The organism is Mitsuaria sp. BK041 (assembly GCF_014193085.1).
Classification (GTDB): Bacteria; Pseudomonadota; Gammaproteobacteria; order Burkholderiales; family Burkholderiaceae_C; genus Roseateles.
In genome coordinates, this window is the sequence record NZ_JACHYT010000001.1 from 2373616 (window position 1) to 2388868 (window position 15253).

Consider the following 15253-nt stretch of genomic DNA (forward strand, 5'->3'; position numbering starts at 1 on the left):
ATGGGGAGCTCTCAAAGATGGCGGCGATAACATCACATAATGCACATTGTCAATCACTCAAACCTGCATTCATGCGCTGTCCTTGACCCATTCGTTATCGAGCTCACTGGCTCCGTTCGCGTTCCGTGATCCACCAACGCGCGTTCCCGCCTAACGGCGCCACTTCGCAACCGCCGGCACATCCTTGCGTCCCACGCATTTATTGATCCAAACGATGCACTTCACGTCATCAACGGCATGGCCGAGCATGCCGCTCCATGACACGAACCATCCCCTGCGTCCTGATGCGTGCGGGCACCTCCCGAGGCCCGTTCTTCCTGCGCGACTGGCTGCCCGCCGACGAACGCCAGCGTGACGAGGCGCTGATCGGCGCCATCGGCGCCAGCGACCTGCTGCAGCTCGACGGCGTCGGTGGCGGCAACTCGCTGACCTCCAAGGTGGCCATCGTGTCCCGGTCCAAGGAACCGGGCTGCGACGTCGACTACCTGTTCGCCCAGGTCGGCGTCGGCCAGCGCTCGGTGGACACGCGGCCGAACTGCGGAAACATGCTCTCGGGCGTCGCGCCGTTCGCGATCGAACAGGGCCTGATCGATGCCCAGGACGGCGAAACGACGGTCCGCGTGTTCAACGTCAACACCCGCTCGCGCATCGACGTGACCGTGCTGACCCCCGGCCGGCGCGTGGTCTACGCCGGCGACACCAGCATCGACGGCGTCGCCGGTGCCGCGGCGCCCATCCGCCTGAACTTCCTCGATGCCTGGGGCTCGGTCACCGGATCGTTGTTCCCGACCGGCCGCCGCATCGACGCCATCGACGGCCTGCCGGTGACCTGCATCGATGCCGCCATGCCGCTCGTCCTGCTGCGCGCCGCGGACCTCGGCCTGCACGGTCGCGAAACCCCGGCCCAACTCGACGCGGATGCCGCCTTGCTGGCTCGCATCGAAGCGGTCCGTCGTGCCGCCGGGCTGGCCATGGGCCTGGGCGACGTGTCGGCGAGCGTCGTGCCCAAGCCGGTGATCGTGAGCGCCGGCGACGACCTGGACAGCATCACCTCCCGCTACTTCACGCCGCGCCGCTGCCACGCCGCCCATGCGGTGACGGGTGCGATCGGCGTCGCCACCGCCTTCGCCTTGCCCGGCACCGTTGCCAGCGGCGCGCCCGCGCGCGACGGGACGCGCACCGTGTCCGTGCTGCATCCGCAGGGACGCATCGCCATCGAGGTCCTGGTCGCCGGCCAGGGCGAGGCGGCCTCGATCCAGCGCGCCGCGCTCGTGCGCACTGCCAGAAAGATCCTGCAGGGCGAGTTGCATCTGCCCGAGGACGTGTTCTCGACATCAACGAAGGAGACAAACCGATGAAGACTCTGCTCGCGCCCGTGGCGCTGGTGGCCACCGCCGCTCTCACCGCCCTCACGGCCATCAGCGCCCTCGCCGTCCCCATCGCGGCGCCCGCCGCCGCGCCAACCGTCGCCCCCATCGCCTATCCCACGCGGACGATCACCATCGTCGTGCCGACGGCGGCGGGCGGCGGCAACGATGCGATGGCGCGCACCATCGCGCAGAAGCTCGGACCGCTGCTGGGCCAGACGGTCATCATCGACAACCGCGCCGGCGCCAACGGCGCGATCGCCAGTGAATTCGTCGCCCGCGCGGCGCCGGACGGCCACACGCTGATGCTGGGCTACGTCGGGACGCATGCGATGAACCCGGCACTGCAGAAACTCCGCTACGACCCGGTGGCCGACTTCGAGCCGGTCGGCCTGGTGGGTTATTCGCCGACGCTGATGGTCGCCAATGCCCTGGCGCCGGTGAAGGACGTCCGGGACCTCGCGTCCCAGCTCAAGGCCAAACCCGACCGCTACAGCTATGCCTCCGCCGGCAACGGCACGGCGCCCCACTTCGCCGCCGAGCTCTTCAAGCTCAATGCCGGTGTCGACATGCTGGGCGTGCCCTACAAGGGCTCGGCGCCCGCCATCACCGACACGCTGGGCGGCCAGACACAGTTCATGTTCCCCAGCCTCTTCACCGCGATCCCCTATGTGAAGGCCGGCAAGCTCAAGCCGCTGGCCGTCGCCGGACCGCGGCGCAGCCCCCTGCTGCCCGATGTGCCGACGCTCAAGGAAGCGGGCGTCGACGGCGTCGAGGTGCAGCAGTGGTACGGCGTCTTCGCGCCGGCGCGAACACCCCGTCCCATCGTCGACAAGCTGAACAAGGCCCTCAACCAGGTGCTGGCCGACAAGGAGGTCATCAAGCGCATCGAGGACCACGGTGCCGACGTCGAGGCCAGCACGCCGGAGCAGCTCGGCACGCTCGTCAAGAGCGAGCTGACGAAATGGAAGGCCGTCGTTCAGAAGGCCAGGTTGACCGCCGAATGAGCAGCAGAACGCCTCGAGGAGCCCTCCGCATGACACTCCCCTCCCCCCTGCTGCGGATCGCCGCGGCCACCGCGCTGGGCACCTGCGCCGCCGCGGCCGCCGCCCAGGGCAGCGTGACGCTGTCCGGTGTCGTCGATGCCGCGGTGCGCAGCGTGCGCAACGACGGTGCCGGCCGTCTCCAGTCCCTGATCAGCGGCGGCAACGCGACCAGTCGGCTCGTCGTGCGCGGGTCCGAGGACCTGGGTGCCGGCTGGTCCGCCGGCTTCCATCTGGAACACGGCATCGCGCTCGACACCGGCGCCGCGACCAGCGCGAGCCAGTTCTGGGATCGCCGCGCCACGCTCAGCCTGGCCAGCCGCGAGCTCGGCGAGCTGCGCGCCGGCCGCGATTACGTGCCGACCTACACCGTGTGGGTCAAGCAGGACCCCTTCAGCCACGTTGGCGTGGCCGGCTCGACCAACCTCTACACCGCCGCGCCCGCTGGTCCGATCCGCTCGGCCTTCGGCAGCAGTCCCAACACGCTGGTGCGCAGCAGCAACTCGGTGCAGTGGCTGTTGCCCGACCGCTTCGGCGGCCTGGAGTGCGGCGTGATGGTGGCCGCGTCGGAAGGCGGCACGCAGGCCCAGGGCGCCAACAAGCTGATCGGGGCCCGGCTGGGTTACGTGAAGGGCGCGGCGTCCCTGTACGCGGCGCATGTGAGAAGCGAGAACAACGTCATCGCGGCCAGCGGCGATTTCAACGACACGCTGATCGGCGGCGGCTACGACTTCGGCGTGGTGCGCGTGGCCGTGACGCAGCGCCGCTTCCGGCAGGCCAATGCCGCGCAGACGCTGCGCATGCTCGGCGCCTGGGTGCCGCTCGGGCGCGGTGAACTGAAGTTCCAATGGCTGGCGAGCAACATGGCCGGCCGAGTCGGTGCCGTCGCTGTCGGTGCCAACGATGCCCGCCAGTTCGGCCTCGGTTATGTCCATGCCCTCTCCAAACGGGTGGCGGTCTATGCCCAGGTGGCGCGTGTCGACAACGATGGCGTGGCGGCCTATGCCGTGCCCGGCGGTCCGGCTGGGCTCTCCGCGGGCCGGTCCTCCACCGGCACCGAGCTCGGCATCCGCCACAACTTCTGACACGCGGGCGCGGCTGCATCGCGGGCGGCGCGGGCAGCGCGCTGCGGGTCGGGCGCCGGATCGGCCCGGCCGATCATCGGGAGCGCCGCCGCACCGCACGCGGCGGCAGCTTCATCTCCGCCAGGAAGTCGTACAGCTGCTGCGCCTCCGGCGACAGCCGACGGCCCTGACGCGTGATCAGTCCGATGCGCCGCGTGACGACCGGGTCGACCAACGGCACGCTGACCAGCAGTGGATGGTCCGGCCCCGGCATCGCGATCGACGGCACCGCCGCCACGCCCAGCCCCGCTTCCACCAGCCCCAGCAAGGTCGTCACGTGCTGGGCCTCGTACACCGGCTGGGGGCGGTCCTTCACGCGCGCCAGGGCCTGGTCGAGCAGCAGCCGGTTGCCGGAGGACTTCGCCACCGCGATGAAGTCATGGGCGGCGAGCTGGCTCCAGCTGACCTCGCGGCGTCGCGCCAGCGGGTGGTCGCGTCGGCAGGCCGCGACGAAACGCTCCTCGAGCAGCGGCCGGAACTCGATGCCCGGCTCCGAACTGCCGATGAAGTTGAGCCCGAAGTCGGACTCTCCGCGCGACACCGCCGCCAGGACCTCGTTCGCGCTGGCGTCCAGGATCTTCACCCGCAGCTTGGGATAGCGCTCGCGGTAGCGGTGGATCACCTGGGAGAGGAAGTAGTAGACCGTCGACGGCACGCTGGACACCGTCACCTCGCCCATCCGGCCGGTGCCCACTCCGCGCACCGTCAGCAGCGTCTCATCCAGCTCGTCCAGCAGCAGGCCGATCTTGCGGGCGAACTCGCGCCCCACCGCGGTGAGCGTGACACGCCGGGTCGTGCGTTCGAACAGCTTCACGCCCAGCGCCTGCTCCAGCTTGTCGATGCGCCGGCTGAACGCGGGCTGCGAGATGTGCACCGCCTCGGCGGCCTTGCGGAAATTCGACAGCTCCGCGGCGGCCCGAAAGGCGATGAGGTCGTGGAGATCGAATTTCATGCGACGCAATGCTCCCGTCAATTGATGTCGAGTATGCATTGAGCGCGCACCGCCGCACCTGTGGCGGGAAGCGCCTCTTAGCGGGCGCGCCGCCGAAGTCCGCGCGTTGAGCATCACAGGGTTAGTTCTGATTAATTAGTGCAGCGCGCGAACTAACATCGTCGAATAGGCCGGTTCACGCACAGATCGTCTGTTCAAGACGACGACCGGCCAGGAGACAAGGCAATGTCGAAGCTTGGAACGAATGTGAAACGCCGCGTCGCGGTCATCCGGACGCTGGCGATCGCCGGCGGCGCGACGCTGGGCCTGCTGGCCGGCGGCGCCCGCGCCGAGGACAAGGGCCTGGTCGGCATCGCGATGCCGACCAAGAGCTCGGCCCGCTGGATCGCCGACGGCGACAACATGGTCAAGGCCTTCCAGGCCAAGGGCTACAAGGTCGACCTGCAGTACGCCGAGGACGACATCCCCAACCAGCTCGCCCAGATCGAGAACCTGATCACCCGCAAGGTGAAGGTGCTGGTGATCGCGTCCATCGATGGCTCGGCGCTGTCGCCGGTGCTGCAGAAGGCGGCCGACCGCGGCATCAAGATCGTCGCCTACGACCGGCTCATCAAGGGCACGAAGAACGTCGACTACTACGTCACCTTCGACAACTTCCAGGTCGGCGTGATGCAGGGCCAGAGCCTGGTCGACAAGCTCGGCCTGGCGCAGGGCAAGGGGCCGTTCAACATCGAGCTCTTTGGCGGCTCCCCCGACGACAACAACGCGGCCTTCTTCTACGACGGCGCGATGTCGGTGCTCAAGCCCTACCTCGACAGCGGCAAGCTGGTCGTGCGCAGCAAGCAGTTCGGCATCGGCAAGGTCGGCACGCTGCGCTGGGACGCGGCCACCGCGCAGGCCCGCATGGACAACCTGCTGTCCGCGTTCTACGGTAAGGACAAGCTGCATGCGGTGCTGTCGCCGTATGACGGCATCAGCCTGGGCATCCTGTCCTCGCTCAAGGGCGCCGGCTACTGCACCGCCAAGCAGCCCTGCCCCATCGTCTCGGGCCAGGACGCGGAACTGCCGTCGATCAAGTCCATCCTCAAGAATGAGCAGGCCAGCACCGTGTTCAAGGACACGCGCCAGCTCGCGCAGGCAGCGGCGACCGTCAGCGACGAGATGCTGTCGGGCAAGACGCCCTCCCAGATCAACGACACCAAGACCTACAACAACGGCGTGAAGGTCGTGCCCAGCGTGCTGCTCAAGCCGGTCTCGGTGGACGCGAGCAACGCGAAGGCCGTGCTCGTGGGCAGCGGCTACTACAAGGACACGCAGCTGCGTTGATCCGCGGGACTTGCAGTCATGAACCCGATTCCTGGGAACGGCGCGGGCTCCGGCCCGCTGCTCGAGCTGCGCGGCATCACCAAGCGCTTCCATGGCGTCGCGGCGCTGGAGGAGGTGCGGCTGTCGGTGCGCGCCGGTGAAATCCATGCGCTGTGCGGCGAGAACGGTGCCGGCAAGTCGACGCTGATGAAGGTGGTGTCGGGCGTCTACCCGCACCCCGACCACGGCGGCGACTACGGCGGCGAACTCCGCTTCGACGGCGAGGTGCGCCGCTTCGCCGGCATCACCGACAGCGAGCAGCTGGGCATCATCATCATTCACCAGGAGCTGGCGCTGGTGCCGCAGCTCTCGATCGCGGAGAACCTGTTCCTCTGCCACGAGCCGGCGCGCTGGGGCGTCATCGACCGCGTCGCGATGCACCAGCGCGCGGTCGAGCTGCTGGCGCGCGTCGGCCTGCGCGCGTCGCCGGACACGCTGGTCGGCGAACTCGGCGTCGGCCAGCAGCAGCTGGTGGAGATCGCCAAGGCGCTGGCCAAGGAAGTGCGGCTGCTGATCCTGGACGAGCCCACCTCCAGCCTCAACGAGGCCGACAGCGACGCGCTGCTCGCGCTGCTGATGGAACTGCGGGCGCAGGGCATCGCCTGCATCCTGATCTCGCACAAGCTCAAGGAAGTCACCCGCGTCGCCGACGGCCTGACCGTGCTGCGCGACGGGCGCTCCATCCTCAGCGTCGATTGCCGGGGCGAGCCGCTCAGCGAGGCGCGCATCATCCAGGCCATGGTCGGCCGCGACCTGGCGGATCGTTATCCTCGGCGCACGCCCAAGATCGGTGACCTGCTGTTCGAGCTCCGCGACTGGCGCGCCCAGCACCCGGTGCAGGCGGGCCGGGAGGTCGTCAAGGGCGTGAACCTGAAGGTGCGCCGCGGCGAGATCGTCGGCATCGCCGGCCTCATGGGCGCGGGCCGGACCGAGCTGGCGATGAGCGTCTTCGGCCGCAGCTACGGCCGGCGCATCAGCGGCAGCGCCTGGATGGACGGCCGCGAGGTCGACGTGTCCACCGTGCCCAAGGCGATCGCCGCCGGCCTGGCCTACGTGACCGAGGACCGCAAGTCGCTGGGACTGCTGCTGGACGAATCGATCGCCGTCAACACGACGCTGGCCAACCTGCGGGAAGTCTCGCGCGCCGGCGTGCTGGACAACGCGCGCGAGCACCAGGTCGCGCAGGACTACCGTCGACGCCTGGCCACGCGCTGCGCGGGCGTCGACCAGAGCGTCGTGCACCTGTCCGGCGGCAACCAGCAGAAGGTGGTGCTGGCCAAGTGGCTGTTCTCGCAACCGCGCCTGCTGATCCTGGACGAGCCCACGCGCGGCATCGACGTCGGCGCCAAGTTCGAGATCTACAGCCTGATCGCCGGCCTGGCCGAACAGGGCTGCGGCATCCTGGTGATCTCGTCCGAGATGCCCGAGCTGCTGGGCCTGTCCGACCGGCTGTACGTGATGAACGAGGGGCGTCTGGTGGCGGAGTTCCCGGCCGCCGGCACGACCCAGGAAATGATCATGGGCGCCATCGTCGGCGCCGGAGAGACCGCGTATGTCTGAACCGATCGCGGCGAGCGTCACGCCAACCGCCCGCCCCTCCTCCCCGGCCGCCGGGGCCGCCGGCATCGGCCATTTCCTCAAGCGCCACCTGCGCGACTACGGCATGTTGCTGTCGCTGGTGGCGATCATGGCGCTCTTCGAGTTCCTGACCGACGGCACGCTGCTGGAGCCGCTCAACCTCACCAACCTGGTCCTGCAGAACAGCTACATCGTCATCATGGCGCTGGGCATGCTGCTGGTGATCGTCGCCGGCCACATCGACCTCTCGGTGGGCTCGGTGTGCGGCTTCATCGGCGCGCTCGCGGCGGTGCTGATGGTGCAGTACGAATGGGCCGCGCTGCCCGCCGCGCTGGTCTGCCTGCTCGCGGGCGCGGTGATCGGGGGCGCGCAGGGCTGGTTTGTCGCCTACCTGGGCATTCCGTCCTTCATCGTGACGCTGGCCGGCATGCTGGTGTTCAAGGGCCTCGCGCTGGCGTTGCTGCAAGGCCAGTCGCTCGGTCCTTTCCCCGACAGCTTCCAGGCACTGAGCGCCGGTTTCCTGCCCGAGCTCTTCGGCCAGGAGGACCCGCGTCCGACGACGCTGGGCCTGGGCCTGCTGCTGACCGCCGTGGCGGTGGTCGTGGCCTGGCGCCACCGCAGCGCGGCGCTGCGGCACGGCATGGACACCGAACCCGGGCCGGTCTTCTGGCTGCGGCAGGCCTTGCTGGCCGGCGCGGTGCTCGCGATGAGCTGGCTGATGGCGTCCTACAAGGGCCTGCCCACGGTGATGGTGGTGATGGTGGCGCTGACGCTGCTCTACGACTTCATCGCCGGCCGCACCACGCTGGGCCGTCGCGTCTACGCGGTCGGTGGCAACGAGAAGGCGGCCCGGCTGTCGGGCGTGCGCACGCAGCGCATCGCCTTCCTGACCTTCGTGAACATGGGCGCGCTGGCGGCGCTGGCCGGCCTGGTCTTCGCCGCGCGGCTCAATACCGCCACGCCCAAGGCGGGCCTGGGCTTCGAGCTCGACGTGATCGCCGCCTGCTTCGTCGGCGGGGCTTCGGCCTCGGGCGGCGTGGGCAAGATCATGGGCGCGGTGATCGGCGCCTTCGTGATGGGCGTGATGAACAACGGCATGTCCATCCTGGGCGTCGGCATCGACTACCAGCAGGTCATCAAGGGCCTGGTGCTGCTGGCCGCCGTGTTCGTCGACGTCTACAACAAGCGCAAATAGGCGCGAAGGCGCGCTCGCCCCACCACTCCCGGGATGCGGCCCGCCGGCATTCGCGATACGCTGCCGACGCGTCGCCCGCCGCGAAGGAGTGCCCGTGAGCCCACCGAAAGGCCAAGGTCGAAGCCGCCTCGTGACGAGGCTGCTCCTGGCATCGGCGCTGTGCACCGCGCTGCCCCCGGCGCTGGCGGCTGATCCGCCGCGACAGGTCGCCCAGTACGCGCATACCTCGTGGACCGCGCGCGACGGCGCCTCGCTGGGACTGGTCTTCGCGATGGCGCAGACCCCCGATGGCTACCTCTGGATCGCCGGATCGCTGGGCCTGTTCCGTTTCGACGGACATCGATTCACCGAGTGGCAACCACCCGACGGCCAGGTGCTGCCCAGCGGCCCCTACAGCCTGCTGGCCTCGCGGGACGGCACGCTGTGGATCGGCACCTTCCATGGACTCTCGAGCTGGGACGGACGCAAGTTCGTCGCGCGGCATCCGGAGGTCGGCCAGACCTTCGTGACCTCGCTGATCGAGGACCGCGAAGGCACCGTCTGGGCCGGCCTGCTGGGCCAGGCCGGGCGCCTGTGCGCCATCCGCGGGAAGAGCATCCAGTGCGCCGCGCCCGAGGGGGGCTTCGGCAACTTTGTCTGGAGTCTGGCGGAGGACCGCGCCGGCCAGCTCTGGGTGGGAGCGGAGGCCGGCATCTGGCGGTGGGGCCCCGAAACGCCGCGGCGCTATCCCGTGCCGGGCGCGCGCGTGGGCGACCTCACCACGACCGCCGACGGCCAGGTCCTGGCCGGCATCGCGTCCAAGGGGCTCTGGGAACGGGCCGGCGACCAGTGGGTGCCCCATCGATTCCGCAAGGTTTCCAAGCCCGATGAATGGATGGCCGACATGGAGGTCAAGGCCAACAAGCTGCTGCGCGACCGCGATGGCGGGCTGTGGATCGGCACCGAGGGCCTGGGCCTGCTGCATGTGAAGGACGGCCAGGCCGACAGCTTCACGCGCATGGAGGGACTTTCCGGAAACATCGCATGCAGCCTCTTCGAGGATCGCGAGGGCAACGTCTGGTACGGCAGCGAACGGGGCGTGGACCGTTTCCGCAAGTTGCCGGTCACCACGTTGTCGACACGCCAGGGCCTGCCCGACGACGTCACCAGGTCCGTGCTGGCCGCCGCCGACGGCGCCCTGTGGGTGGCCACGAACGGCGGTCTGGCGCGGTGGAAGGACGGTCGCCTGTCCATCTTCAAGGAGCAGGAGGGCTTGCCCTCCGCGCAGGTGCAGGCCCAGTACCAGGACGCGCAGGGGCGCCTGTGGGTGAGCACGGCCACGGGGCTGGCCTATTTCGCCAACGAGCGCTTCGTCGCCGTCGACGGCGGGCCCAGCAGCGAGATCTACGCGATGGCCGGGGACGCCGCGGGCAACCTCTGGCTGTCCGGCAACAAGGGGCTTGCGCGGCTGCATCAAGGCCGCTTCGCCGAGAACATTCCGTGGGCCGCGCTGGGGCACTCGCAGCAGGCGCAGCTTGTCGTGGCCGATCGCGGCGGGCTCTGGCTGTCCTTCTGGGATGGCAGCGGCGTGTCGTACGTCAGGAATGGCAAGGTCGAAGCGAACTACAGCTTCGCGCATGTGCCGGGCCGTGGCCAGGTCACCGGCCTGCGCGTGGATGACGAGGGCGCGCTGTGGGTGGCCACCGGGTCCACGGGCCTCAAGCGCATCAAGGACGGTCGCGTCACGGCGCTGACGCCAGCCAACGGCCTGCCCTGCGAGACGATCCACTGGTCGACGCTGGACCAGGGCGGCGCCCTGTGGATGTACACGTCCTGCGGGCTGGTGCGGGTGGACCGAGGCGATCTCGCGTCCTGGATCGCCGACCCGGCGCACCGCGTCTCGCCGGTGTCCTGGGGCGTGACGGATGGCGTGCCGCTCATGGTCACCCCGCAGGCCTATTTCAATCCGCCGGTAGCCCGGCAGCCCGACGGCAAGCTCTGGTTCATCGCGGGCGCCGAGCTGCTGTGGGCGGATCCGGAGAACATGCCCTCCAACGCGGTGCCGCCGCCCGTGCACATCGAGCGCCTGACCGCCGACCACCAGAGCTACCCGATCGAGCAAGGCCTGCGGCTGCCGCCGCGGATCCGGGACATGACGATCGACTTCGTCGCGCTGAGCCTGGCGGATCCGCTGCGCACGCGCTTCCGCTACCGGCTCGAAGGCCACGACAGCGACTGGCGCGAGGCCGTCGACCGCCGCCAGGCCAGCTACACCAACCTGCCGCCGGGTCAGTATCGATTCCAGGTGAAGGCGGCCAACAACAGCGGCGTCTGGAACGAGGACGGCGCGCAGCTCGAGTTCACGATCCTCCCCGCCCTCCACCAGACGACCTGGTTCCGCGTGGGCAGCCTCGTGGTGCTCGCAGGCTTGATCTGGGCCGGCTTCCAGCTCGCGCTGCGGCTGCGCGTGCGGCGACTGCATCGGCAGTTCGAGGCGACGCTGGAGGGCCGCGTCGCCGAACGCACGCGCATCGCGCGCGATTTGCACGACACGCTGCTGCAGCGCTTCAATGGGCTGCTGCTGCAGTTCCAAGCCGCGTCCAACCTGCTGCCCGACCGCCCGCGCGAATCCAAGCGGGTGCTGGACACCGCCATCGACCAGGTGGCCGGCGCGATCACCGAGGGCCGCGACACCGTGCAGGGATTGCGCGCGTCGACGCTGGAGACGAACAGCCTGGCGGAAGCCGTGCGGACGCTCGCGCGCGAGCTCTCCAGCGAAAGCGGCCGCGCGCTGCCGGTGGATGTCCAGGTGCAAGGCAAGCCGCAGGAGCTGCATCCGCTGCTGCGCGACGAAACCGTGCGCATCGCCGGCGAGGCGCTGCGCAACGCCTTCCGCCATGCGCAGGCGACGCGGATCGACGTCGAGCTGCGCTACGACGCGCGGCAGCTGTGCCTGCAGGTACGCGACGACGGCCAGGGGATCGATCCCGAGGTGCTGCGACGGGGCGAGCGCGAGGGCCACTTCGGCTTGAGCGGCATGCGCGAGCGCGCCGAGGTCGTCGGCGGTCAGCTCTCGGTGCGCTGCCCCGAGGGCGGCGGAACGGTGGTCGAATTCACCGCCCCGCTCCACCGCCCCCCTGCCCTCACTCGACCTTGACCCAGTCGTACTGGGCCTGGCCGCCGCCGCCGTTCCACTGGCCCAGGAAGCCGATGGCATCAGGGCTGTTGTCGCCGCGCCAGTGGTTCAGCATCAGCCGCATCGGCGTGGAGACCGAGACGATCTGGTGACGGATGGTCGTCTCGCCGCCCTGCGCGTTGACGGTGAACCAGCGCACGAAGTTCTCGCGCCACTCGAAGCCCAGCGTCTGCCAGCCGGTCGCGATCGGGAACTGCTTGTAGTTCTGCACGCCGCCCTTCCACACGTTGGTGTGCAGCACCGTGCCGCCCTTGATCAGCTCGATGTCGATCTCGAAGTGGCTGGCCGTGCCCGCCGTGCCGGTGTAGAGGAAGAACGAGGCGTTGCCGCCGGCGAAGGTGCTCGCCTTCAGGCGTGTCGTGAACTTGCCGTAGGTGAAGCTCTGCTGGGTCCGGATCTCGCCGCAGCGGCCGGTGCCGGCATTGACGTTCAGCACCATGTTGCCGGCGTCCTTCCACACCTCGCTGTAGGCGAAGCCGCAGCCGAAGGGCGTGCCGTTGTGCCAGGTGGCCGTCTCCCACGCCGGCCCGGCGCCGCCGGTGCCATCGAAGCCGTCGAAGAAGCTGGCCGCGTGCGCGGTGCCGGCGGCACCGACGGTCGCGGCGCCAATCGCGCCCATGGCGCCGATGAGCCGGGCCGCGCGCAGCGCGCGCTTGAATCGGAATGTCATGCTTGTCTCCTTGGTTTTTGGGTTCTCAGAAGTCCGCGCGCAGCCGCAGGCCGTAGCTGCGCGCGTCGTTGAGGAAACGCACATTGAGGCTGGAGCCCACCAGTGCCTTGGTCGAGGCCTGCTCGTTCGTCACGTTGGCCGCGAAGGCCTCGATGCGATAGCGGTTCAGCGTGTAGCCCACGCCCAGGTTCAGCGTCGCGAAGCCCTTCTGGCGATCCGGGAAACCGGCCGCCAGCGCGCTGGTGCGGGCGCCCGCCAGGGTCACCACGTCCAGCTCGTTGTACTGGGTCAGGTAGTAGGACGAGCGATAGCTCAGCAGCGCCTGCCAGTCGAAGCGGCCCGAGCCCAGCGCGAAGGCCTGCTGCAGCCGCGCCGACACGCTGACCTTGGAGGCCAGCGGCAACTGGTTGCCGGCCAGGCTGATCTGCGGCGCCTTGCCGCCCTGGCCGTAGTCGATGGCGCGCGCGTCGGCCACCACCGCATTGCGGATCTTCGTCTGCAGCAGCACCGCGTTCAGGTCCAGCGAGAAGCCGGCCGGCAGCGGCATGCGCAGCTCGCCTTCCAGGCCGTACAGCCGCGACGCACCAATGTTGCGGTTCACCAGCGAGTAGCCGTTGCAGGTGTTGGGCGTGACCTCGGTGTTGACCTTGATGCAGCTCAGGTCCTGGAAGACCTGGTTCTTGTAGTCGTAATAGAAGCCCGAGAGATTGACCACCGAGCGGCGCCCCATCAGCTCGATCACGTTGCGCGAGCCGACCTCGAGCACGCTGAGCTTCTCCGGGCCGTAGACCTCGGGGATCGGCGAGGTGGCGAAGGTGTCGTTGAAGCCGCCGGCCTTGTGGCCGGTCGAGAACTTCGCGTAGACCATCGCATCACGGCCCAGGTCGTGCTCGACGCCGACGCGGAAGTCGTTGTACTGGGCGCTGCTGGTGCCGTACTGCTGCGTCGGCAGGTCCCAGGCGCTCAGGTAGGAGAAGCCGCCGTTGGTGGTGGCGGGATTGGTGCGCGGGCAGGAGAGCCGGCCATTGCCGTTGACGTCGGGCCGGTCGATGCAGGCGCCATTCGGATTGGAGCCATCGGCCACCGGTCCCAGCTGCTGGCCCACCAGGTCGCGGCGACCCGCCGTCAGGAAGGTCTGGAGGATGAACTGGGCCCGCTGTGCGTCGGTCGTGACCTTGCTCATGTCGAAGTTGGGACGCGACAGCAGCGCGGGCTGGAAGCCCTCCGTGCCCCAGCGCGTGGCGTAGCAGCAGTCGTAGTTCTCGCCGCCCAGCACCACGCCCAGGTTGCCGCCGACGCCGTAGCGCGATTTGCTCTCCTTCGTCCGGCGGAAGCCGGCGATCGCGCGCCAGTCCGGCGCCACCTTGTAGGTCGCGTCGAGGTAGGCCGCGGTGGACTTGCCGCGCACGTCGGGCATGGTGAACTCGCTGCCCCAGTAGCAGCAGCCGCCGTCGGCCAGCGACAGGTAGCCCACGCCCTGCTTCTCCTTGAAGTGGAAGAGCCCGGTGGTCCATTGCAGCGGCGACTGGCTGTCGTTGGAGCGCAGCACCAGCTCGTAGACATTGCTCTTGGACAGCGTCTGCCAGTACTGCGTCGAGTAGTTGTCGTAGTTGACCGCCGACAGGTCGCGGCCCGGCCAGTCGATGCCGTCGGACTGGCCGTTGCGCTGCCAGAAGTCCACCGAGCGCCTGCTGGCGTTGAACTCGGCGCTGACCGGGCCGAGGTCGGCCTCGACCTTGCCCAGCAGGCCCCAGAGGTCGTTGCGCATGTCGCCCTGCGCGCCGCGGTACACGACGTGGCGCAGGTCCAGGTCTTCCGCGCGCAGACCGCTGGCGGTCACCGCGCTGAAGATGTTGGCGCCGGGATAACCGGTGCCGCGCTCGCGGCCCGTGTCGGCCACGACGCTGAAGCGCAGCGCCTCGGTCGGCTCCCAGCGCGCGGACAGGCGCAGCGCGCGGTTGTTCTCCTGGCCGGCCGGCTTGAGCTGGCTCGCCACCGGGTCGGTCGACACGTTGGTGAAGCCGTAGTCCTTGGTGCTCTGGTAGCCGGCGATGCGGATCGCGGCGTCGGAGCCGATGGGCACGTTGACCGCTGCCTCGGCGCCATGGCCGCTGCGGTTGGAGACCTCGCCCTGCGCGTAGCCGGAGAACTGGTTCAGGCGCGGCTGCGCGGTGATGATGTTCAGCGTGCCGGCCAGCGCGTTGCGGCCGTACAGCGTGCCTTGCGGGCCCTTGTTCACCTCGACCCGCTCCAGGTCGTAGAACATCAGCCCCAGGCCGCGCGGACGCGGGATGTAGACGCCGTTCAGGTGCGGCGCCGCGCCCGGATCGCCGAGCTCGGTGTTGTTGGCCGAGCCGACGCCGCGGATGAAGATCTCGACGTTGCCTTCCTGGTTGGCGATGCTCAGGCCCGGCACCGCGGCCTGCAGCTGGCGCACCTCGGTGATGCCGTCCTTGCGCAGCTGGTCGCCGCTGACGGACTGCACCACGCCGGAAACCTTCTGCGCCGTCTCCAGCCGCCGGTTGGAGGTGACGGTGACGGTCTCGAGGCGGCTGGAATCGGCGGCGGGCTGCGGCTCCTTCGCGGCGGGCTTTTCGTCGGCGCGCGGGGCGTCAGGGGCCGCCTGCGCCATCGCATGGCCGTGGCACACGGCGAGCACGGCCGCCATCACGAGCGGGATGGCGAAGGGATGGGTCGGCGACGCGGGCTGTTGGGGGGCTTGTCTCTTTGTCATTGTTGTCCTCTGGCGGGAGTCAGGGGTTGCGGGTGGCGCGGGCCTCGGGC

The 15253-nt window shown here is 69.4% G+C and carries 10 protein-coding genes; 7 read left to right on the forward strand and 3 right to left on the reverse strand.

The features are described 5' to 3' along the window. Positions 1 to 257: 257 nt before the first annotated feature. The 3 genes from FHT38_RS10140 to FHT38_RS10150 are packed head-to-tail and all read left to right on the forward strand — an operon-like array spanning position 258 to position 3495. Entirely contained in the window at positions 258 to 1358 is a 1101-nt protein-coding gene (locus tag FHT38_RS10140) for a 4-oxalomesaconate tautomerase (RefSeq protein ID WP_183491664.1), read from the forward strand. Continuing rightward, positions 1355 to 2374: a tripartite tricarboxylate transporter substrate binding protein gene (locus FHT38_RS10145; RefSeq protein WP_183491665.1), complete on the forward strand. Its 1020-nt coding sequence runs from the start codon at positions 1355 to 1357 to the stop codon at positions 2372 to 2374. The genes FHT38_RS10140 and FHT38_RS10145 overlap by 4 nt, the downstream gene beginning before the upstream one ends. Before the next feature lie 29 nt (positions 2375 to 2403). Further along, positions 2404 to 3495 (forward strand): porin, encoded by a 1092-nt coding sequence (locus tag FHT38_RS10150; protein ID WP_183491666.1) that lies wholly within the window; start codon positions 2404 to 2406, stop codon positions 3493 to 3495. Positions 3496 to 3568: 73 nt separating this feature from the next. On the opposite strand, the gene FHT38_RS10155 is transcribed toward FHT38_RS10150, so the two are convergent. Next, complete coding sequence (locus FHT38_RS10155; RefSeq protein WP_183479583.1) at positions 3569 to 4486, reverse strand: LysR family transcriptional regulator; 918 nt, start codon at positions 4484 to 4486, stop codon at positions 3569 to 3571. Positions 4487 to 4711: 225 nt separating this feature from the next. Here FHT38_RS10155 and chvE point away from each other — a divergent pair, with 225 nt between their 5' ends. The 4 genes from chvE to FHT38_RS10175 all read left to right on the forward strand — a co-directional run bounded on the left by chvE (position 4712) and on the right by FHT38_RS10175 (position 11760). Continuing rightward, the gene (gene chvE, locus FHT38_RS10160; protein ID WP_183491667.1) at positions 4712 to 5812 is read left to right on the forward strand and encodes a multiple monosaccharide ABC transporter substrate-binding protein; all 1101 of its coding nucleotides are present in this window, start codon (positions 4712 to 4714) and stop codon (positions 5810 to 5812) included. Positions 5813 to 5830: 18 nt separating this feature from the next. Further along, positions 5831 to 7411 (forward strand): sugar ABC transporter ATP-binding protein, encoded by a 1581-nt coding sequence (locus FHT38_RS10165; RefSeq protein WP_183491668.1) that lies wholly within the window; start codon positions 5831 to 5833, stop codon positions 7409 to 7411. After that, a complete protein-coding gene (mmsB, locus tag FHT38_RS10170; protein ID WP_183491669.1) occupies positions 7404 to 8624 on the forward strand; it encodes a multiple monosaccharide ABC transporter permease in 1221 nt (406 codons plus the stop codon). Before FHT38_RS10165 ends, mmsB begins: the two co-directional genes overlap by 8 nt. A gap of 130 nt (positions 8625 to 8754) precedes the next feature. Beyond that, positions 8755 to 11760 (forward strand): sensor histidine kinase, encoded by a 3006-nt coding sequence (locus tag FHT38_RS10175; RefSeq protein WP_183491670.1) that lies wholly within the window; start codon positions 8755 to 8757, stop codon positions 11758 to 11760. Here the strand turns inward: FHT38_RS10175 and FHT38_RS10180 are convergent. Together FHT38_RS10180 and FHT38_RS10185 are read right to left on the reverse strand one after the other, a co-directional pair. Next, positions 11747 to 12469, reverse strand: coding sequence for a family 16 glycosylhydrolase (locus FHT38_RS10180; protein WP_183491671.1), 723 nt, complete (start codon positions 12467 to 12469; stop codon positions 11747 to 11749). The genes FHT38_RS10175 and FHT38_RS10180 overlap by 14 nt on opposite strands. 25 nt (positions 12470 to 12494) lie before the next feature. Beyond that, positions 12495 to 15203, reverse strand: a complete 2709-nt coding sequence (locus FHT38_RS10185; RefSeq protein ID WP_221213755.1) for a TonB-dependent receptor — start codon at positions 15201 to 15203, stop codon at positions 12495 to 12497. Positions 15204 to 15253: the final 50 nt, after the last annotated feature.